The organism is Pontibacter sp. E15-1 (assembly GCF_022601975.1).
Taxonomy (GTDB): domain Bacteria; phylum Bacteroidota; class Bacteroidia; order Cytophagales; family Hymenobacteraceae; genus Pontibacter.
Genome location: NZ_JAKVIR010000001.1, coordinates 1 through 17,123 on the forward strand (window position 1 = coordinate 1; position 17,123 = coordinate 17,123).

Consider the following 17,123-nt stretch of genomic DNA (forward strand, 5'->3'; position numbering starts at 1 on the left):
TCGGTGCGCGAGGCCTGGAAGTAGGGCAGCGAGGAGACCACGTGCACCCCGTGGGCCTTGAAGAACTCCGGCAGGTCGTGGTATTTCTTGTTGGCCAGGATGATGGTCAGGTTACAGCGCACGATCACCTGCCGACCGAGTTTATAGAGCTCCTCCACAAACCAGCGGAAGTCGGGGTTCATCTCCGGGGCCCCGCCCGTCAGGTCCACCGTCGTTACCTGGGGAGAGTGCCCCAGGGCATCCAGGCAAAGGTGCATGGTTTCGCGGGTCATGATCTCCTTGCGGTCCGGGCCGGCGTCCACGTGGCAGTGCTTGCAGGTCTGGTTGCACATCTTGCCCATGTTCACCTGCAGGATGCTGGTGCCCGTGGGACGCAGCGGAAAGAGCCCTTGCTCGCGCAGCTTACCGGCAAAGGCCGGGAACTGCTCCCCCTGGCTGCTGGGCTGCTGGAGCACATCCAGCTGAATGAGCGGGTCGGCGTAAGCGTGTTCTTGTTTTTTAAGGGATTTTATCGTGGAACCCATTGGTTATTGTTTACTTGATTCATCTTTTTGCATCCAACAAACTATCCCCAAATACGACTGCAGCGGCATGAATGGATTGCAGCCGTTTGCGGTCTTCGCTTTTCAAAAAATTCTTCTGAACTTTAAACAGCAGATAGTATGAATGCTTTCCTAAAGGTATAGAAACAAGCAAGCGTTTATTGTCGTGAAGATGACAAATCAGGAAGTTAAAGCAGTTATACGGTGGATAAATGGAGCTCGGGAAGCAACGGGTCCGAGCTGATAGCCAGGGTATACCCGCCGCCTCACGGAATCCGCGTTTGCGGCATTGCCCGCCAGTCTATTCGTTTTCAGCGAAAGCTGTTTTGTAGTCTATCACAGCACCAATCAGCGAGGCGTGTACAAAGGATTGCGGAATATTACCCAAAAACTCTCCGGTTTCCGGATCGCCCTCCTCTGGCATCAGGCCCACATCGTTCATGAATCTCAGGGCTGCCTCCAGAATCTGCTCTACCTTTTCGCGGTTGCCGCGCATGACCCAGTACTGCGCCACCCAGAAAGTGCCCGCCAGAAAAGCGCCTTCCTTCCGCGAGTCGAATTCTACCAGATGCCTGCGGTAAAGGTTGTTTTGGCTATACTCCTGCTCAAGCCTGGCCATGGTCTTCAGCATTTGCGGGGTGTCGGCATCCGTAAATCCCCAGATCGGGAAAAGCACCGCGCTCACATCCACCGCCTCACTTCCGGCATACACAGCATAGGCCCCATCCGAAGTGATGCAGTTGTCGGCTACATACTGCCTGATGCGGGCAGCGGTTTCCAGCCAACGCTTTTTTTCTGCTTCATCCTCAGAGTGGTCGGCGATGTACTCCAAACTGACAGCGGCGACGACCTTGCTGGAGCTATACTGGTGTTTTTCTGTTTCCTCCCATATACCGTGGTCGGGCTTGTCCCAATTCTCCACCAGAAAATCGGCCATGGCTTGCACCGTTTCCCAGTGTTCTCTTGTGTTATAGCGGTTGTAAATAACCTTGGCCGCGATGATCACATTGCTGTTGGCATCCAGTTGCAGTTGGCTGTTCGCACCGTTCCCATACCGTACCGGTGTGCTGTTTTTATATCCTTCAAAATCAACGGCCTGCTCCATACCGGCGGGTTGCTCGTCCAGGGTGAGCATGGGCACCACCGGTTCGGGGATGCGGTGCATGGCCGAGCAGATGAAGCTCAGGAATTTTCGCTCTTCCTCCCCATCGCTGCCCGCCCGGGCCAGCGCACTCACGATCATGGCCGCGTCGCGGAGCCATACATACCGGTAGTCGTAATTGCGTTTGCCGCCGAGCACCTCTGGCAACGAGGTGGTGGCTGCCGCGATGATGCCTCCGTTCTGGGCATAGGTAAGCATGCGCAGCAAACGTAGCGACTTGGAAACGGCATCGGCGTAGGGGCCCGTGTAGGTGATGTGGCCCGCAATTTCGCGCCAGTTTTCCAGGGTTAGTTCCCGGCTTTCGCGCAGGCGGGTCTCGGGTTTATCCAAGGCTCTTTCTGACAGTACAAACCAGGCTGCCTCGCCTGCTGGCACTGCGCACACAATCATACCTTCCTCTAAATGCAGCGGATGCGAGGCATATACATGGTAATCGTAGGCCACCACCACATGGCGGGTATCCTTCAAATCTGGCAGGGCAGGCTGGCGGTTGTAGTTTGGCCGGACATCGATTTCCATCCTGTAGGGTACGGGGGCTTTGGAAGCTGTCCGGCAGATGCCATAAAAGCTCCCGTACAGCGGCATCCAATCCTCTAAGACAAGGCTGTCGGTTTCAGCAACGAAATAGGTCTGCAGAAGCCCGCTGTCTTCAAGATAGGCCCGTTTTTGGAATTGCATGCCTGGCAAGTTCATCCTCCAGGCTCCCCCCTGCCCCGCATCAAGCAAAGAGGCGAAAAAGGAAGGCTCATCAAAACGCCTGGGGCAATACCACACAATGTTGCCGCCCTTGTCTATCATGGCGCAGGTGCGGCGGTCGCCGATCATGCCCAGGTCCTGGATCATCACTTTCTTATCGTGCATACGTGTTGTGTTTTTTGGATGTATGATTTGCCCATACCCATACCCTCACCTGATTCCGCTGGTTGAGGGTATGGGTATGGGTTTTGGTACATGTCTGAACGTGGGGTGCGCACTCGTAGTTATAGGCCGGGACCGCGCAAGACGCTTCCCAACCCTTGCTACGCGCGCATCCGGCTGCTGTGCTTATTTTCTCAGATAATTGCCATCGGCCCATAAAGCCTTGCCGCTCCGGACGTATGCTAAAGAAGGGCAGCGGCGATTCTGAGGTAGTTTTCTGGATGTTGTTTGCCATAAAAACAGTAATTTTAAGCCAACTCAAGAAAAACATGGCTCAAACAAAACTCTGGCATCTGGAAAACTTCAGCATGCTCAGCATCCTAAGCAAGGCGGAAATGAAAGCCCTGGACGCGATGGCGGTGATGCGCAACATGCCGAAGAACCAGGTCATTTACTTTCCGGAAGACACCTCGAACACGGTTTTTCTGCTGAAGGCGGGCAAGGTCAAAATCTCAAAAATGTCGGAGTCTGGCAAGGAGATGATTCTGGCCCTGCTTGGCCCGGGTGAGATTTTCGGGGAGCTCTCCATCACGGGGCAAACCAAGCGCGAGGAGATTGCCGAGGCAACGGAAGACGCCGTGATCTGCTCTGTCAGCATCTCCGATTTCCAGCAGATGATGGAGATGAACCCCAAGTTTAACCTGCAGGTCACCAAGCTCATCGGGTTCAGGCTGAAGAAAATTCAAAGCCGCCTGGAGAACCTGATCTTCAAGACGGCCGACCAGCGGGTGCGCTTCTTTATCAAGGAGCTAGCCGAAGAGCATGGCCGCGAGATCCTCAACAACCCCGAGGAGCGCGTCGTGAAAATGCGGCTCACCCACGACGACATCGCCAAGCTGTCCGCCACCAGCCGCCAAACGGTCACCACCGTCCTCAACGACCTCGAAAAGCACGGCACCATTTCCTACGATCGCAACCGGATTTTCGTGAGGCAGTTCAGCCAACTGTAGTCAGCGACGGCTTACTGATTTTTCAGCTTCAATTCCCGGCGCAATGGGGCATGCTCGTTTTTGTTCTTCGTCCAGTAATCGGTGATGAGCTTGGCTTTTCGGGTGGCGCGGCTTACCTCTTCTTTCCCGCCATCCAGGCGTCTGATCTCTTCCCAACCCACAATCTCATACGGGAAGCCAACGGTATAATAAATGCGCAGCTCACGGGGGTAGTTTTTATACCTCACCGTGAGCATTTTAAGGCCTTTCGCCGAATAACCCGCCATACCAGTGGGGGCATCGGTTTTACGGATCGTCGCGTCTTCTGCCTCCAGGGGCTCGTGCGTGAGGCGCTGGTCCAGCAGGCCGGGTATAAGTTTCAGGTCGCCGGTTGGCACCTGGTTTGGGTTCAGGCGCAGCAGCGTCCAGATGTTATCTTCCGGCATCGCGTCAAGCGTCAGGTTCTGGTCACTCTCTTTTTCGAAATAAGAAAACAGCTGCGCCCTGTATACACCCGCCTCCCGGTTGAGCTGCGTAAAGGTATGGCCGCACCACTCCTGCGAGCTGGCCGTTACCTTCACCGCCGGAATGCTGTCGTACACCGGCGTAAACACCGAGAGCATCATGGAATAAGGGTAGATGCCGGTCACGAACTTTTTGGTCATGTTCATCTTCAGCACCTTCTGGGCATCCCGCTGGTTTCGTTGGGGCTCATCCAGCTTCACCTGTTTGTCTTTGGAGAAATCCTCGGTCACAAAGATCAGCACTGCCTCTGCATCCCGCTTTTCGCCGTAGCGGTATTGCTCCAGATCATACGTGTTCAGCTCCGCCTTCCCCTGGTACCAGTAATCGCCGAACGTATCGAAATCGAGGGTGCGGGCGACATCATCAGAAGCAGTGGTGGCATCATCTCCAGGCTTGCAGGCTGCCACAAAAAGCAGCAAGAAAAGTAGGTGTTTCATAAGTCTCAGCGTTTGCTGAAAGCCTCCTCAGCAACAAGCGCTTTCCAGCGTCCTGCTTAAGGCCTCTTTCAGTTGGTCAAGCGATTTTATCCCGTTTAGTTCATCGGCCTCAAGCAAAACCTCGATACGGTTGTCCCCTGACTTGAGCGCAATTACCGGGTAGTCTTTTCGGATCGGGGCAAATTTCCACTCGTTCCGATACACGAATTCCACCTCTATGGGCAGTTGCTGAATATAGTCCGCCCATTCCTTCTTCATCGTGAACTTACCATACGTCAGGGCGCAGAGGCTACAGGCGTAGGTGTCCGGTGAAATGATCTTGTGCGCGAAGTCGGTGAGTTTATTGAAGTAGCCCGTCTCGGCATTGTATACGAATTGCAGTTTCTGCGTCATGGTCTGTGGGGTTTAGGGTTGGGTGGAAGGTATAACTTCTGCGTGCCTCCCTCACTGCGTGCCCGTGGCGTTCCTCAAAAACGGCCGATGGAGCGTTGCGTAGCTCCTGCTGTAAGAACTCACGCGGTATGCAATTGTTTTATTTGCGCTTTGCGCACGTGGGTGTTCGCTTTCGAAAACGTAGTATGAACTTGCTCATTAAAAAGACTCGTTGCCGACCAGAATCGGGATATCGGTGATACGCGTTTGCTCAGGCCCGTTTTCGAGCTTCAGCACGCCGCGCGGACAAACGGAGGCGCACACGCCACAGCCCACGCACGAGGCCCGCACGATGTTCTGACCGCGCTGCGCATACCAGCGCACATCGATGCCCATCTCGCAGTAGGTGGAGCAATTGCCGCAGGAGATGCACTGCCCGCCATTTGTGGTAATGCGGAACCGTGATTTGAAGCGCTGCACAATGCCCAGGTAAGCCGCCAGCGGGCACCCGAAGCGGCACCACATCCGGTTGCCCATCAGGGGGTAAAAGCCCACGCCCACCACTCCGGCAAAAGCGGCCCCGATCAGGAAGCCATACCATTGGTGCAGCACACCGGTGGCCTGGCCCAGCAAGGCAAAACCCGAAAAGTAGTTGGCAATGGTCACGAGGGTCATCACGACGGCAAACACCAGCACGCTGTGCACCATGATGCGCTCAATGCTCCAGGCTTTCAAGGATTTGTCGGAGAGGTGCCGGTAGGGGTCGCCGGCGGTTTCGGCCAGGCCGCCGCAGCCGCACACCCAGCTGCAGTACCAGCGCTTTCCATAGAAATAGGTCATCAGCGGCACGCCCAGTATAATCAGCAGGATGCCCCAGACAAACATAAACATACCGATGGTGCCACTGCTCACCATACTCTCGACGCGGTAATCGAAAAAGAAGGTATAATCGAGGGGCCAGATGTTTTTGAAGTCGTGCCAGGGCTTGTTGAGCAACACCAATATCTCGGGGAGCAGAAAAGCAAAACTCAACTGGAAAAACATGACGGAGGATGTGCGGAGGGTCTGGTACTTATTGCCCCGGTACTTGCGGAACATCCGGATGCCCATCACCAGGATGGCAAGGGTATAAATGGTGCCGTACAGGAACCACTGGCTGGCCGGACCGCCCGACAAAAAGCGACTCAGCGGGTCCACAAGCAGCGTCCAGTTGACGATGTAGGCCGGAAACCAGTAAAGCACCACGTAGAGCAGAATGAGGTATACCCCAAGCGTTATCCCAATCACGCCGCGCGCCTTGTTAGAGGAGAACATGATCCCATCGTGCTTGATGCCGGCTGTCTCGTTGCGGTAGAGCGGCAGTATATACAGCAGCGCGCCAGCCGTGCCCAGGATCACGGTGAGCAGTAGCCATACCCCCCTGTTCTCCTTCACGATGCCCTCGCTGGCGGCTTTTGTGGCAGCAAAGGTATAGTCGTCCCAGATCACGCGGTCCCATTGCTCATTTTCCTGCTGCCGGGTATTGTAGGCGTCAAAGTACTTGTTGAAATCGCTCACGAAGGCGAAGCTGCTGCCATAGGTCTTGCCCAGCATGGGCTTCAGTTCTGTGCGCAGCACCGTGTAATTCTGCTCACTGCTTACTTCCTGCAGTTTCGCCTCCGTGAGTTGGTACTCGCCTAAAAAGAGCAGTGCGTTGAAAAAGAGCAACGCCATTAAAAATAACCCGAGACCGACTTTCTGTATTGCTTTCATGATGATGCGTTATAATCCGAAAATGGCCAGCAGCCCTTTTTTCTTGTTTTTCTTTGGCTTCAGGCTGGTGCCAAACTGTGTGTTGAAGGCCTGCAAAATCTGCGGGTGGAACCTGTCATAAAACTCCGGATCGAAGTTGGCCTCCTGCAAGCGCTCCATCACAGCTTCCACGGGGGTATGCTGCTGCAGCGCCTCATCAAAAAAAGCGTGCCGGAGGCGCAAGCCAAACGCGTTTATACCCTGCAGCTGCCGACTTTCGCTGTTAAACAAGGCCCGGAAGCATTTTTTGCCGTCGGGGTGCTCCCAGTAGAACGAGTCCACGGGCTCCTCCCACGTGTTGGGCACCTGTCCATATGTCTGGTATTCGATGTCGAGGAATTTGGCGGAGTTAAACCAGGGACCGGGTTTATACGGTACAGGCTCCGCGGCAATTGTGCGAGCCAGTGTTTCGCCGTGCATGCGGCCGGTATACCATACCTGCTCAACCGGACGGCGGAGCGGCGGCGGAGTGCGGTACTCCACACAGTCGCCGATGGCGTACACGTCGGGGATGTTGGTGGCAAAAAACGCATCCACCAGAATGCCCTTGTTCACTTCCAGCGCCGTGTTTTTTACCAGGTCGATGTTCGGGCTCACGCCAGCCGTCAGGCCCACGAACTGGCACGGGATCTCCTCGCCAGCTTTGGTCATGACAGCCCGCACGTTGCCTGCCTCATCCTCCAGTATACTGTCCAGTTCCTCCCCTAGTCGCAGGTCGATGTGGTGCTCCCGTATGTGGCGCCCTACCAGTTCGGCTTCCTCCTTCGGAAGCACATTGTCCCAGAAACGCTGCTCCCGCACCAGAAACGTGACGGGTATTTTGCGGCTGCGCAGCATCTCGGCCATTTCTATCCCGATCAGGCCGCCGCCCACCACCACGGCACGCGCACAATTCTGGGTATGGGCCTCCATGCTCTCCAGGTCCTGAAAACTGTACAGGCCCTGCACCCCTTTGAGGTCCTGGCCCGGCCAGCCGAACTTGTTTGTTTTGGAGCCCAGGGCCAGAATCAGGGTGTCGTATGGTATAGGTTCCTGTTGTTTTAACTGCAACTGCTTCTGCTCAAAATCAACCTGCGTCACCCAATCGTGCACCAGGCACAGGCGATTCTTTTCCCAGAACCAATCCTCGTAGGGCTTTGTGTGGGCATACTTCATATGCCCCATGTAGATATACATCAGGGCGGTGCGGGAGAAGAAGTGCTCGGTTTCGCCGGAGACAATCGTGATTTGGGCCGCGCTGTCGCGTTTGCGCAAATGCCGTGCGCAGGTGATGCCCGAGATTCCGTTCCCGATGATCACGATGCGGCTCCCTTTTCCATTCGTGCAGAAATCCCCGATTGCTTTTGTCTCCTTCATGTCCGTTTACTTAACCTGATGTAGCCAGTTGTAATAGCGTTCTTTTATTAGCTGTGGCGGTGCCTGCTTCCAATAAAGCCTGAAGCAGCGGTAATTGGCTAAATTTACTTTTAAATAACTGTTTTGCCTGTATTTTCTGGATGAAACCAGCACATCTTTTGGCAGCACGTGGTAGCCGTAAACGGGCATCAGCCGATGGACGAGCTCAAAATCCTCCATAATGCAAAAGCTTTCGTTGAAGCCGCCCATCGTTTCGAACACCTTTTTGGGCAGGTATAGCGTTTGGTCCCCGCCGCCGCTGAAGGCCGTCACGAAGCGTGAAAAATAGGAGTTAAGCGCCAGCAGCCAGTTTCCGGGCGTCAGCTTTAGCCGGTAGCACCCTATCCAGTGGCCTGCATCCAGCGCTTGGTTAATGTCGGCCACTAGCGTCAGGGGTGGCAGGCAGTCGGCGTGCACAAAGCAGAGCACCTTTCCGGTGGCGGCCCGCGCCCCTGCGTTCAGTTGCACTGCGCGGCAGGCGGCGCTGGTTCGCAGCAGCCTGATGCCCCGGGGCATTTCCCCTGAAAGGTTATCGGCGCTGCCGCCTGCCACCACCAGTATTTCCAACATGTCCGGATGATCGGCCAGGGCCAAATGCCGGAGCAGCGCCTGCAGCACCTCGCTGTCGTTATAAACAGGTATGATGACGCTAACTTTCCGCATACCTACTCGTTCAGGCTCCAGTCATAGTCCATGTACGAGATCTTCGCACCCGGCTTGATTTTGGTGGTTGCGTATTTGTTCAGGAAATCCACCAGGCTCCCTTTTTTGGTAAAATCGCCTTTAAACCAGCTGAAGATCTGCGACACCTCTGCTTTGTCCGCTGTGATTTTGTTCCGTGAGGGGTCATTGATAAAGGCCTTGGCCTGCTCGCTCAGCTGCCTGTCTAACTTACTCGCCACGAAGGCCTCGTTGCGAAGCGGCGGGCACGAAAACGAGGCACAGTTGATGGCGAAGTGGATGCGCGGGTCGTCGAACTCCTTGCGCAAAATCTTGTGCTCGATCTCATCCAGGCTCGCCTCCTGCCCTCCAATCCTGAAGAATTTCTTGTGCCATACGGTATTGATGCCCGGCACCTTCAGCGTGGGGTGCAAGTCCTGGATACTTTTCAGCGGATAGTTGTCTATGATCAGCTTGACGGTATAGGCGTTGTAGGCGTTTATCCAATAGGCCATCTGCTCCTCCCTGCTCCACTTCTGCTTGTCGGGCGGGGTGCTGCTGATGGCGCTCAGGTAGCGCTGCAGCTTAGCTTTGTCGCGGATAAAGCCTTTGTAGTCGACGATGCCGGATTTGCTCACGTGCTGCTGCAGCAACTCGTCCCAGGCTTGGTGCGAGGGGGGCGTTGTGCCCTGGGCTTCCAGCGTGGAGGAACCCTGGCAACTGCCGGTCAGAAATGTCAGGAGCAATAAAATCAGTATTCTCATGGGTATGAATTTTGAATATATATCTAAGAGCATGTTTAAAATTCATCTTTTGGGCTGCAAATTGTTCATAAAGGAACCTGACTTCACCTTTTTATCACCCCATAGCGCTGCTATGCGGCTCAAAAAACGCTTCGCCAGAACCCTTCCTGAACAATTTTCGCTTCCAAAAACGAAATTTAAACATGCCCTAAAGTAGCCTTTCTGCAGCAAGCATACTGTCGGCTAACCGACTTTTCCGCGCTTAACGCTACATACGAAGCAGAACAGCTCATTTTCGGGCGATGCCACCTAAATGCTGAAGGTGGTATACAGCCCAAACCGGTATAGCTGCCAGAATCATACCACCTGCGCCCCGAAAGCAATCGCGTACTGGTGCATCAGCTGTGTAAAAGACACTGTCTGGCGGCGGGGCACCCTCTTGCTTTTATGATGAAACAACCATCGGGTGGAAAAAAAATTGTCTGTCTTTATAAAGCACAGCAGGCAGCGGAGCGGCAGCACCGACGTAAGCCACTGTACCCAACCGGTGGCCAGCGACCTCCGCACAATGCCCGCCTGCCGCTGGTGGATGGTGGTGAGGATAGCGGTATCAAAGCCCTTTTCCGGGAACGTGCCAGGGGCTACAAAAAAAAGCACATCGCCTTTGGCTTCAAAAGCGCCAGCCTCCAGGCATGCCCGATGGCCTGCGCCCGCAAACACCAGCACCCGCACCTTTCCGGTTTCCTCCAACTGTTGTAACGGCAGGTTTTCTGAGGCACCGACAAATATAACCTCCTTTATATGTGCAGGCGAACTGTTGTTGCGCACTGCTTGGAGCAATGCCTGCGCATACCCCACGCTTTCGTGCAGCGGCACGATTACGCTTATCTTCATCCCGGTAATTGCTGAGCCCACTGCAGATTCATCCATACCTACAAAGAAAACAGGATCAAAGCGGAAGAGTTGTCGGGTAGATGACAAATACCCCATTCGAATCGGCATACTTTCGTATGCTAGGAAACACGCTGGTGCCTCACCCTGGAGTCACATTGCGGATCGAATGCACTGTATTAACATAAAACACAACCAATGAAGCTTATTTATCTGGCCCTGGCCACCCTTCTTGTTACTGCCTGTCAGCCTGCCGAGGACAACGCTGCCCATACCACCGAAGCGAACGCGCAGGAATACCCGTCTTATTTCAAAGAGGTGCTGGACGCGCACGGAGGATTGGAGAAATGGAAGCAGTTCGGCAGCATGCAATACCAGATCACGAAAAAGGGCGAGACCGAAACGCATCTCATCGACCTGAAGAACCGCAAAGATTTAGTAAAAGCGGACAAGTATACCATTGGCTATGATGGCCATCAGGTATGGGTGAGCCCGAACAAGGCGGCCTTCCCTGATCAGTCGGCCACATTTTACCACAACCTATACTTCTACTTCCACGCCATGCCCTTTGTGCTGGCAGACCCCGGCGTGAACTATGAAAAACTGGATACGATCTCGGTGCAGGGCAAAACCTACAACGTGATCGGCATTTCGTTCGGATCGGGCGTGGGAGAAACGCCGGAGGACCAGTATCAGCTGTTCATCGACCCGGCTACAAACCGGATGGCATGGCTGCTGTACACGATCACGTACTTCGACAAAAAGCAGAGCGATGAGTTTAAAGCCCTGAAATTCGAGGATTACAAAGAAAACCAGGGCCTCCTTTTCCCGACAAAACTCACGAGCTACAAGTATGAGAATGGCCAGATAGGCGACCTGCGGTATGGCTTCACGTTTGATGGGCTAGCGTTGAAAAAGGAGCAGCCAGACCAGGCGCAGTTCGAGAAACCGGAGAATGCCGAAGTTGATTCTGGCGAATAAGCATCTCCGAAATGAATATGTTTCTGCTACACCCGCTGTTACGGATTTCTTAATCCGTAACTTTTCCTGAAGCGGATTTCCTAATCCGCGTTAGCAGGACCACGGGGATTAGGAAATCCCCGGCAGGTGGCTTCCGGACTGGGAAGTCCGGAAGAGCCGTGAGAGTTCTTTAAGTATGATTTTGGATAATTTCCTAGCCGCTATGCATCACCAGCACCCAAATTAGCAGCAGCTTTTGTTTTGCTGGATGGGCGGGCAGGCCACCGAGCCGTAGGAACAGTACACGCAGCAGTCGCCGGGCAAGGGCTTGAGCACTTCGTTACAATTCTCGCACTCGTAAAAATACTGACAGGCGTCTGTCGGCATGGATTCTTCTTTGCTGTGCCCGCACTTTGGGCAGGTAATCAGGGAGGTGTCTTTTATCGCTTGCATGCTTATTCTTTTCCTTTAACACTTACTTTATACCCCGTTTTGCGGGCGGCTTCCACAAGCTGCTGCGGTTTTACCTTGGTGCTGTCGTAGGTTACAGTGGCGCTGCCGGCTTTGTAGGAGGTGTTTACCCCAGACACGCCGGGCAGTTTGCCGACTTCCTGATTCACGTGGGCCTCACACCCCGAGCAGGTCATCCCTTTAACCTCCAATTGCACGGTTTGCTGAAAGCCTGTTTGGACCATGCTGCTCTTTGCCGGTTGCTTGTAAAAGGCATCGGCATAATACGGGAAGCTCAGGAACAGGAGAGCCATGACGGAGACCATGAGCAGGAACTTGTTCGATTTTACCAGTGAAGGCTTATCGTCGTCCTCGCAGGCGCAGTCAGCGGCAGTTTTGGCCGGTTTTAAACGCTGGTACCAGGCGGCCGAAAGCAGTATAACTGTAAGTCCGATCAGGTATGGGCGCAAGGGCTCTAGCCAATCAAATGCAGACAGGGCACCTGCGGCACCTCCCACGATGGCCAGCAACGGGGCTATACAGCAAACGGAAGCCAGCACCGCGGCCAGGAGGCCTCCTCCCATAAATTTGGTTTGAACGCTACTTTTCATAATATTTCTACTTTTGAGGCAGATGCCCGTTGTATGTGCTGAAATAAAGGCCGGATAATTTCCAGATGCTCATCTTTCAGGGAATAAAACACCGTCTGGCCCACCTTCTTGCTTTTGATGATGTGGGCGTCTTTGAGCTTGCGAAGCTGCTGCGAAACCGCAGGCATCGTCATCTGCAGGACATCGCTGATATCACAAACACACAGTTCCCCCTCTTCTTCCAGCAAATAAAGTATTTGCAGCCTGGTTTCACTCCCGGCAAGGCTTAGCACCTGACTTAGCCGCTGAATATGTTCCTGTGCTGCCAACAGTTTCTGGGTACAGGCCTCCAGCCTTTCCTTGTCGGCATACACTCGAATACACGCTTTATCTTCTTCCATCTTTCAACTTTATACAACAAATGTAAACATTATACAGTAATTAAGCAAGTACTTAAATATACGTTATATGAGAAAATACGATGTGTTTGTGATTGGGGCTGGCATGGCCGGTGCCGCTGTTGCCAAAAAGTGCGCTTCCAAAGGATTGAAAACCGCCATTTCTGATTACAGACCTTACGGCGGCACCTGTGCCCTGCGCGGCTGCGACCCAAAAAAAGTGTTAGTGGATGCAGCCAACCTGCATGAAAAGACCCGGTTACACCTTGGCAAAGGCCTGGATGGCGATAGCAGTATAAATTGGCAGGCTCTGATGGCATTTAAAAACACCTTCACCGACCCAGTACCCGAAAAGATGGAAAAGGGCTTCGGGAAAGCCGGAATAGACACCTACCACTGCCCCATCTCTTTCGTGGATGAAAAAACGCTGCAGGCAGGTGATGAGCAGATAAGCGCAGAGAAGATCGTGGTCGTGACAGGGGCCAGGCCGCGCCAACTGGATATAGCCGGTAAGGAGCATACCATCACCAGCGATGATTTTCTGAACCTCGACAAGCTACCCAGGCACATCACGTTTCTGGGCGGCGGCTATATCTCCTTTGAATTTGCGCACTTGGTAGCTCGCGCAGGAATAAGCGTCACGATCATCGACCACGGCGCCCATGCCCTGAAGCACTTCGAGCAGGATATGGTAAAGCACGTTTTGCGTGTCTCCAAAGAGGCTGGCATTGATGTAAAACTGAACACAGCGGCACGGGAGATCAAAGCGCAGGGCAAGGGGTATGCACTTACCCTGGTGAACGGAGGCGATGAACAAACCCTTGAAACCGGGCTGGTGGTGCGTGCCATCGGGCGCGTGCCCGAAACCGAACAGCTTGCACTGGACAAAGGGAACGTAACCCACAGCAAGAAGGGGATTGCCGTAAATGAGTTCCTACAGAGCACCTCTAACCCGCGCGTTTATGCCGCTGGCGATGTGGCCGATACAGCCGGGCTGCCCCTGACGCCGATCGCAGTTTACGAAGGGCATGTACTCGCCTCCAACGTTGTAAAAGGCAATAACCGGAAACTCAATTACTCTGAAATACCGACAGTGGTGTTCACTATTCCAGCTCTTGCTTCGGTGGGGCTTACCGAGGAACAAGCTATTGCGCAGGACCTGAATTTTAAGGTGAGTACCGGAGACGCCACAAAATGGTATAACGGGCGCCGCACCCAGGCAAAAGCATACGCTTACAAAGTGCTGACAGACAAAGAAAATAATACCATAATAGGGGCACACCTCGTTGGGCCACACGCCGAAGAAACCATCAACCTGTTCGCGCTGGCCATGAAAGGCGGGATGCAGGCAAGGGATATTCAGAGCTTCCCTTTCTCCTACCCTACCATGGGGTCTGATGTGGCCTATATGGTATAGGGAGAACTAAGCCGCTGGCATAAAAGCAGGGCTGCAGCTAACAGGAACGCCTATTTGTATATCTCAGAATCAGGGTAAAATGCCAGCCAGGCGAAGGCCAGGTGATTGCTATGCGGCTCCGTAGGGAGCTGCCTTCCTTGTAGCGGCCCGGCTATGCTGCGTCCGGTAACATCCCAGACAGAGCCTGTTTGCTCGTCCACAAAATCATTCCCCTTTTTCAGGAAAGTCAGCTTGCGCCCGTTTAAAACGGCATTGAAAAGCGTGGCCGTGCCCACCTTCCGGGAGCGACTGATATCCCGCTCGTCCAGCACCGACACGGTGCCGGAGGTATAGAAGATCACGATGTGCTTGCCCTCAAAAGAATCGTTTACCACGCCTTTCTTCGCGATGGCCGAGAAGGGGTAAATCTTGCGTTTGCCCTTGCTTTCCACATCCACCACGCGCTCCATGGCGGGTAGCCGCTTGTCTACCAAGCCTTGCTTGATAAAAACATCGTACGGGGTGTTTCCCGGTTGGTCATACCCTGCGTACGGGTTTGTGCCATAGCTCCTTTCAGCACCCGCCACGCCTGTGTTCCGCGACAGAATCTGGCCGTGGGGGTAGCGCTGAAAAAACTCCGCCACCGAGATCACCAGCGAGGGGATCACCTTCAGCTCTGTCCCTGCCAGTTTGCCAACCAGCGCCTCGCCCGTCAGCTGCTGCCACCACGACTCTGTCTGGGTATCATACATCACCATGTCGCTGTGGCGCAGCATCCCCGACACCTCAAAGTGCAGCACATGCTCCTGCCCCAGGTGCCGGACACGCCGGCTGTAGACCACACTGGCATTGCATAGCGGGCAGTACGTGACCAGGATCGGCTCTCCGCCCATCGTGTCGTTGGCGATTTCGTGCACGGTCAGCACGTTCAGGGGGTATGCTCTGGCTTGTCCGTCCAGCGTGATGCTGATGACCGGCTCGTGCCTGAAATACATGGGCAATCCCTCCTTTGCCGGCACAAATTTTGGGTTGTTGAGCACCGGGAAAGTCCCTTTGGGCACCGCCACCGTGAACGCCGCCAGCGGGACCGATTTCTTTGTCGTGTCGGTCTTCCAACGGTAAGGGATCTGGCGTGGGTTCTGCAGCTGGGCATGAGCAGTCTGAGAGAGGATAGCCATCGTTGTGGCCAGAAAAAGGATAAGGGTATAATGCGTCATGATGGGATTGCCTTTAAGTCTGTACATACCATTTCACAGCATTAATCACGCCTAAAAAACCAAGCATTTTTTATACCTACCTATAAAACAAGGTATTACCCATAAACAATGCCCATACATACCCGTACACTAGAGTATGCACAAAACCTATTTTGAATATGGTTTTTAGCACAAAGAACAATCGGTGCGCTGTTTCTGCTTCGTCAGGCAATTCAAAAACAGACACACGCAACCTGTAGCTATACCCACCATACCCCGAAACGAAACGCCTTTTTTTTAACCGGGATTATTACCCACACAGGCAGCAGATGCCGGATAAAAACCAGAATCTTCATTGGATGTTTCACTAAACTACTTACAACCATGAAAGCAATCAACATGAAAGCGGCAGTTCTTGCCGGTATTATTGCGGGACTTATATTTTTGGTACTCGAGATGGTGATGGTGCCTCTGTTTCTGGGGGGTAGCCCATGGGGGCCGCCGCGCATGATCGGGGCCATTGCACTGGGCAAAGGCGTGCTCCCACCTCCCGCCACGTTTGATATTGGGGTCGTGCTGGTGGCCATTGTGCTGCACATGATTCTCTCCATCGTTTATGCCGCGGTCATTGGCTTCCTGGTGAAGGGCATGACGCTGACGAAAGCACTGGCGGTGGGTGCCGTCATTGGCCTGGTTATCTACTTCGTGAACTTCTACGTCATGACCGGCATCTTCCCATGGTTTGCCATGGCCCGAAACTGGGTATCAGCATTCGCGCATGTCAGTTTTGGTATCGGGGCCGCCTGGGCCTATAAAGGGCTGCAGGAGCACCATACAACCCATGAAAACCCCAGTGCCAAAACGATCTAAAGCCAAGATCAGATGTATGAAAAAAGGACAGCCCTGCAGGAATATCCGTTTCCTACAGGGCTGCCCTTTTTGGCTGCTTACCGAACAGTCACTCCCCGGATCGAGTATACCCACTACAAAGCAAGAAAAACGAAACGCTATGAAAAAGCAAACCAAGAAAAAGAGCAAAATGAACAAAAATGTTGACAGCACCGAGACCACGATAGCCCGTACTGCGGGCGGCATCGGGATTGGCGTTGTGGCCGGATTGGTGGGCACCGCCGTGCTAACCGCCGCGCAGATGCTAGAAATGCAGATCAGCGGGCGTGAACCCAGCAACACGCCTTACAAAGCCGTGAAAAAAACCTTCGGCATCAAGGCACAGTCGGAGGAGGACAAAGAACTCCTGACCAACGTGACCCACTTCGCCTACGGCACCACCTGGGGTATACCTCGGGGCATCATGGCCGCCTTCGGCACCAACAGCATCGCGGGCACCACCGCACACTTCAGCGCCGTGTGGGGCACCGAGCTGGGCATGCTGCCAGCCATGGACGTGTCGGAGCCGATTACCAAATGGTCGACCAAAGCCATTGCCCAGGACGCTATGTTTCATGCTATCTACGCTGTGGCCACGGGCCTAACAGCCGATGCGCTGGCGACATGGCTCCGGAAATCCTATCGAAAAAAGTAACAGCAGCCAGATATTTCCTCCAAAGCCCACTTCCCGTTTTGCACTGATCTATCAAAGGACCCAGCGCAGCGGCAGGTGGGCTTTGCCATACCCACGCGGCGAGAGAAAATGCGTTATGTCGCGTGGCAGACAAATTCATACCTGCCGGCTTCGCACCTTTGTAGCGTAGTTTTTCCCACAAAACAATTCGGCAGGACGCCGGTTGGTTGTTGTGATCAGGACATC

The 17,123-nt window shown here is 54.0% G+C and carries 19 protein-coding genes; 5 read left to right on the forward strand and 14 right to left on the reverse strand.

Annotation, left to right across the window (positions count from 1 at the left end; genetic code table 11):
- The 3 genes from MKJ04_RS00005 to MKJ04_RS00015 form a co-directional block, all read right to left on the reverse strand.
- The coding region (locus MKJ04_RS00005; RefSeq protein WP_241638574.1) for a radical SAM protein at positions 1 to 512 on the reverse strand (512 nt) is incomplete at its 3' end.
- Between the two features lie 331 nt (positions 513 to 843).
- The gene (locus tag MKJ04_RS00010) at positions 844 to 2,565 is read right to left on the reverse strand and encodes a glycoside hydrolase family 15 protein (RefSeq protein WP_241638070.1); all 1,722 of its coding nucleotides are present in this window, start codon (positions 2,563 to 2,565) and stop codon (positions 844 to 846) included.
- The gene (locus tag MKJ04_RS00015; protein WP_241638071.1) at positions 2,555 to 2,857 is read right to left on the reverse strand and encodes a hypothetical protein; all 303 of its coding nucleotides are present in this window, start codon (positions 2,855 to 2,857) and stop codon (positions 2,555 to 2,557) included. Before MKJ04_RS00015 ends, MKJ04_RS00010 begins: the two co-directional genes overlap by 11 nt.
- 34 nt (positions 2,858 to 2,891) lie before the next feature.
- On the opposite strand from MKJ04_RS00015, the gene MKJ04_RS00020 reads away from it, so the two are divergent.
- Positions 2,892 to 3,572 (forward strand): Crp/Fnr family transcriptional regulator, encoded by a 681-nt coding sequence (locus MKJ04_RS00020; protein ID WP_241638072.1) that lies wholly within the window; start codon positions 2,892 to 2,894, stop codon positions 3,570 to 3,572.
- 11 nt (positions 3,573 to 3,583) lie between these two features.
- On the opposite strand, the gene MKJ04_RS00025 is transcribed toward MKJ04_RS00020, so the two are convergent.
- The 7 genes from MKJ04_RS00025 to MKJ04_RS00055 form a co-directional block, all read right to left on the reverse strand.
- Positions 3,584 to 4,513, reverse strand: coding sequence for a hypothetical protein (locus tag MKJ04_RS00025; RefSeq protein ID WP_241638073.1), 930 nt, complete (start codon positions 4,511 to 4,513; stop codon positions 3,584 to 3,586).
- A gap of 27 nt (positions 4,514 to 4,540) precedes the next feature.
- Complete coding sequence (locus tag MKJ04_RS00030) at positions 4,541 to 4,906, reverse strand: hypothetical protein (protein WP_241638074.1); 366 nt, start codon at positions 4,904 to 4,906, stop codon at positions 4,541 to 4,543.
- A gap of 198 nt (positions 4,907 to 5,104) precedes the next feature.
- A complete protein-coding gene (locus MKJ04_RS00035) occupies positions 5,105 to 6,637 on the reverse strand; it encodes a 4Fe-4S binding protein (RefSeq protein WP_241638075.1) in 1,533 nt (510 codons plus the stop codon).
- 9 nt (positions 6,638 to 6,646) lie between these two features.
- Positions 6,647 to 8,032, reverse strand: a complete 1,386-nt coding sequence (locus MKJ04_RS00040; protein ID WP_241638076.1) for an NAD(P)/FAD-dependent oxidoreductase — start codon at positions 8,030 to 8,032, stop codon at positions 6,647 to 6,649.
- Between the two features lie 6 nt (positions 8,033 to 8,038).
- Positions 8,039 to 8,734, reverse strand: a complete 696-nt coding sequence (locus MKJ04_RS00045) for a TIGR04283 family arsenosugar biosynthesis glycosyltransferase (protein WP_241638077.1) — start codon at positions 8,732 to 8,734, stop codon at positions 8,039 to 8,041.
- A gap of 2 nt (positions 8,735 to 8,736) precedes the next feature.
- The gene (locus tag MKJ04_RS00050) at positions 8,737 to 9,495 is read right to left on the reverse strand and encodes a DUF547 domain-containing protein (protein WP_241638078.1); all 759 of its coding nucleotides are present in this window, start codon (positions 9,493 to 9,495) and stop codon (positions 8,737 to 8,739) included.
- A 336-nt stretch (positions 9,496 to 9,831) separates the two neighbouring features.
- Complete coding sequence (locus MKJ04_RS00055; protein ID WP_241638079.1) at positions 9,832 to 10,404, reverse strand: glycosyltransferase family 2 protein; 573 nt, start codon at positions 10,402 to 10,404, stop codon at positions 9,832 to 9,834.
- 159 nt (positions 10,405 to 10,563) lie between these two features.
- On the opposite strand from MKJ04_RS00055, the gene MKJ04_RS00060 reads away from it, so the two are divergent.
- Complete coding sequence (locus MKJ04_RS00060; RefSeq protein WP_241638080.1) at positions 10,564 to 11,346, forward strand: DUF6503 family protein; 783 nt, start codon at positions 10,564 to 10,566, stop codon at positions 11,344 to 11,346.
- A 222-nt stretch (positions 11,347 to 11,568) separates the two neighbouring features.
- On the opposite strand, the gene MKJ04_RS00065 is transcribed toward MKJ04_RS00060, so the two are convergent.
- From MKJ04_RS00065 to MKJ04_RS00075, 3 genes are read right to left on the reverse strand one after another with little or no spacing between them, the layout of a single operon-like run.
- On the reverse strand, positions 11,569 to 11,778 hold the full coding sequence (locus MKJ04_RS00065; protein WP_241638081.1) for a GDCCVxC domain-containing (seleno)protein: 210 nt from the start codon (positions 11,776 to 11,778) through the stop codon (positions 11,569 to 11,571).
- A 2-nt stretch (positions 11,779 to 11,780) separates the two neighbouring features.
- The gene (gene merTP / locus MKJ04_RS00070) at positions 11,781 to 12,386 is read right to left on the reverse strand and encodes a mercuric transport protein MerTP (RefSeq protein ID WP_241638082.1); all 606 of its coding nucleotides are present in this window, start codon (positions 12,384 to 12,386) and stop codon (positions 11,781 to 11,783) included.
- A complete protein-coding gene (locus MKJ04_RS00075) occupies positions 12,383 to 12,766 on the reverse strand; it encodes an ArsR/SmtB family transcription factor (RefSeq protein ID WP_241638083.1) in 384 nt (127 codons plus the stop codon). Before MKJ04_RS00075 ends, merTP begins: the two co-directional genes overlap by 4 nt.
- Before the next feature lie 67 nt (positions 12,767 to 12,833).
- Here MKJ04_RS00075 and MKJ04_RS00080 point away from each other — a divergent pair, with 67 nt between their 5' ends.
- Positions 12,834 to 14,180: a dihydrolipoyl dehydrogenase family protein gene (locus MKJ04_RS00080; RefSeq protein WP_241638084.1), complete on the forward strand. Its 1,347-nt coding sequence runs from the start codon at positions 12,834 to 12,836 to the stop codon at positions 14,178 to 14,180.
- A gap of 50 nt (positions 14,181 to 14,230) precedes the next feature.
- Here the strand turns inward: MKJ04_RS00080 and MKJ04_RS00085 are convergent, their stop codons facing one another.
- Complete coding sequence (locus MKJ04_RS00085) at positions 14,231 to 15,403, reverse strand: DUF3179 domain-containing protein (protein ID WP_241638085.1); 1,173 nt, start codon at positions 15,401 to 15,403, stop codon at positions 14,231 to 14,233.
- Positions 15,404 to 15,739: 336 nt separating this feature from the next.
- Between MKJ04_RS00085 and MKJ04_RS00090 the strand changes: the two genes are divergently transcribed.
- Both MKJ04_RS00090 and MKJ04_RS00095 read left to right on the forward strand, forming a co-directional pair.
- Complete coding sequence (locus MKJ04_RS00090; RefSeq protein ID WP_241638086.1) at positions 15,740 to 16,225, forward strand: hypothetical protein; 486 nt, start codon at positions 15,740 to 15,742, stop codon at positions 16,223 to 16,225.
- A 139-nt stretch (positions 16,226 to 16,364) separates the two neighbouring features.
- Positions 16,365 to 16,898 carry a hypothetical protein gene (locus MKJ04_RS00095; RefSeq protein ID WP_241638087.1) on the forward strand — a complete coding sequence of 178 codons (534 nt, stop codon included), beginning with the start codon at positions 16,365 to 16,367 and terminating at the stop codon, positions 16,896 to 16,898.
- Positions 16,899 to 17,123 lie beyond the last annotated feature (225 nt).

What these genes read in the sequence shown, in the direction of transcription:
- MKJ04_RS00010 (WP_241638070.1), bottom strand. Translation starts at nt 2,565, where the DNA reads ATGCACGATAAGAAAGTGATGATCCAGGACCTGGGCATGATCGGCGAC.
- MKJ04_RS00015 (WP_241638071.1), bottom strand. Translation starts at nt 2,857, where the DNA reads ATGGCAAACAACATCCAGAAAACTACCTCAGAATCGCCGCTGCCCTTC.
- MKJ04_RS00020 (WP_241638072.1), top strand. Translation starts at nt 2,892, where the DNA reads ATGGCTCAAACAAAACTCTGGCATCTGGAAAACTTCAGCATGCTCAGC.
- MKJ04_RS00025 (WP_241638073.1), bottom strand. Translation starts at nt 4,513, where the DNA reads ATGAAACACCTACTTTTCTTGCTGCTTTTTGTGGCAGCCTGCAAGCCT.
- MKJ04_RS00030 (WP_241638074.1), bottom strand. Translation starts at nt 4,906, where the DNA reads ATGACGCAGAAACTGCAATTCGTATACAATGCCGAGACGGGCTACTTC.
- MKJ04_RS00035 (WP_241638075.1), bottom strand. Translation starts at nt 6,637, where the DNA reads ATGAAAGCAATACAGAAAGTCGGTCTCGGGTTATTTTTAATGGCGTTG.
- MKJ04_RS00040 (WP_241638076.1), bottom strand. Translation starts at nt 8,032, where the DNA reads ATGAAGGAGACAAAAGCAATCGGGGATTTCTGCACGAATGGAAAAGGG.
- MKJ04_RS00045 (WP_241638077.1), bottom strand. Translation starts at nt 8,734, where the DNA reads ATGCGGAAAGTTAGCGTCATCATACCTGTTTATAACGACAGCGAGGTG.
- MKJ04_RS00050 (WP_241638078.1), bottom strand. Translation starts at nt 9,495, where the DNA reads ATGAGAATACTGATTTTATTGCTCCTGACATTTCTGACCGGCAGTTGC.
- MKJ04_RS00055 (WP_241638079.1), bottom strand. Translation starts at nt 10,404, where the DNA reads ATGGATGAATCTGCAGTGGGCTCAGCAATTACCGGGATGAAGATAAGC.
- MKJ04_RS00060 (WP_241638080.1), top strand. Translation starts at nt 10,564, where the DNA reads ATGAAGCTTATTTATCTGGCCCTGGCCACCCTTCTTGTTACTGCCTGT.
- MKJ04_RS00065 (WP_241638081.1), bottom strand. Translation starts at nt 11,778, where the DNA reads ATGCAAGCGATAAAAGACACCTCCCTGATTACCTGCCCAAAGTGCGGG.
- merTP (WP_241638082.1), bottom strand. Translation starts at nt 12,386, where the DNA reads ATGAAAAGTAGCGTTCAAACCAAATTTATGGGAGGAGGCCTCCTGGCC.
- MKJ04_RS00075 (WP_241638083.1), bottom strand. Translation starts at nt 12,766, where the DNA reads ATGGAAGAAGATAAAGCGTGTATTCGAGTGTATGCCGACAAGGAAAGG.
- MKJ04_RS00080 (WP_241638084.1), top strand. Translation starts at nt 12,834, where the DNA reads ATGAGAAAATACGATGTGTTTGTGATTGGGGCTGGCATGGCCGGTGCC.
- MKJ04_RS00085 (WP_241638085.1), bottom strand. Translation starts at nt 15,403, where the DNA reads ATGTACAGACTTAAAGGCAATCCCATCATGACGCATTATACCCTTATC.
- MKJ04_RS00090 (WP_241638086.1), top strand. Translation starts at nt 15,740, where the DNA reads ATGAAAGCAATCAACATGAAAGCGGCAGTTCTTGCCGGTATTATTGCG.
- MKJ04_RS00095 (WP_241638087.1), top strand. Translation starts at nt 16,365, where the DNA reads ATGAAAAAGCAAACCAAGAAAAAGAGCAAAATGAACAAAAATGTTGAC.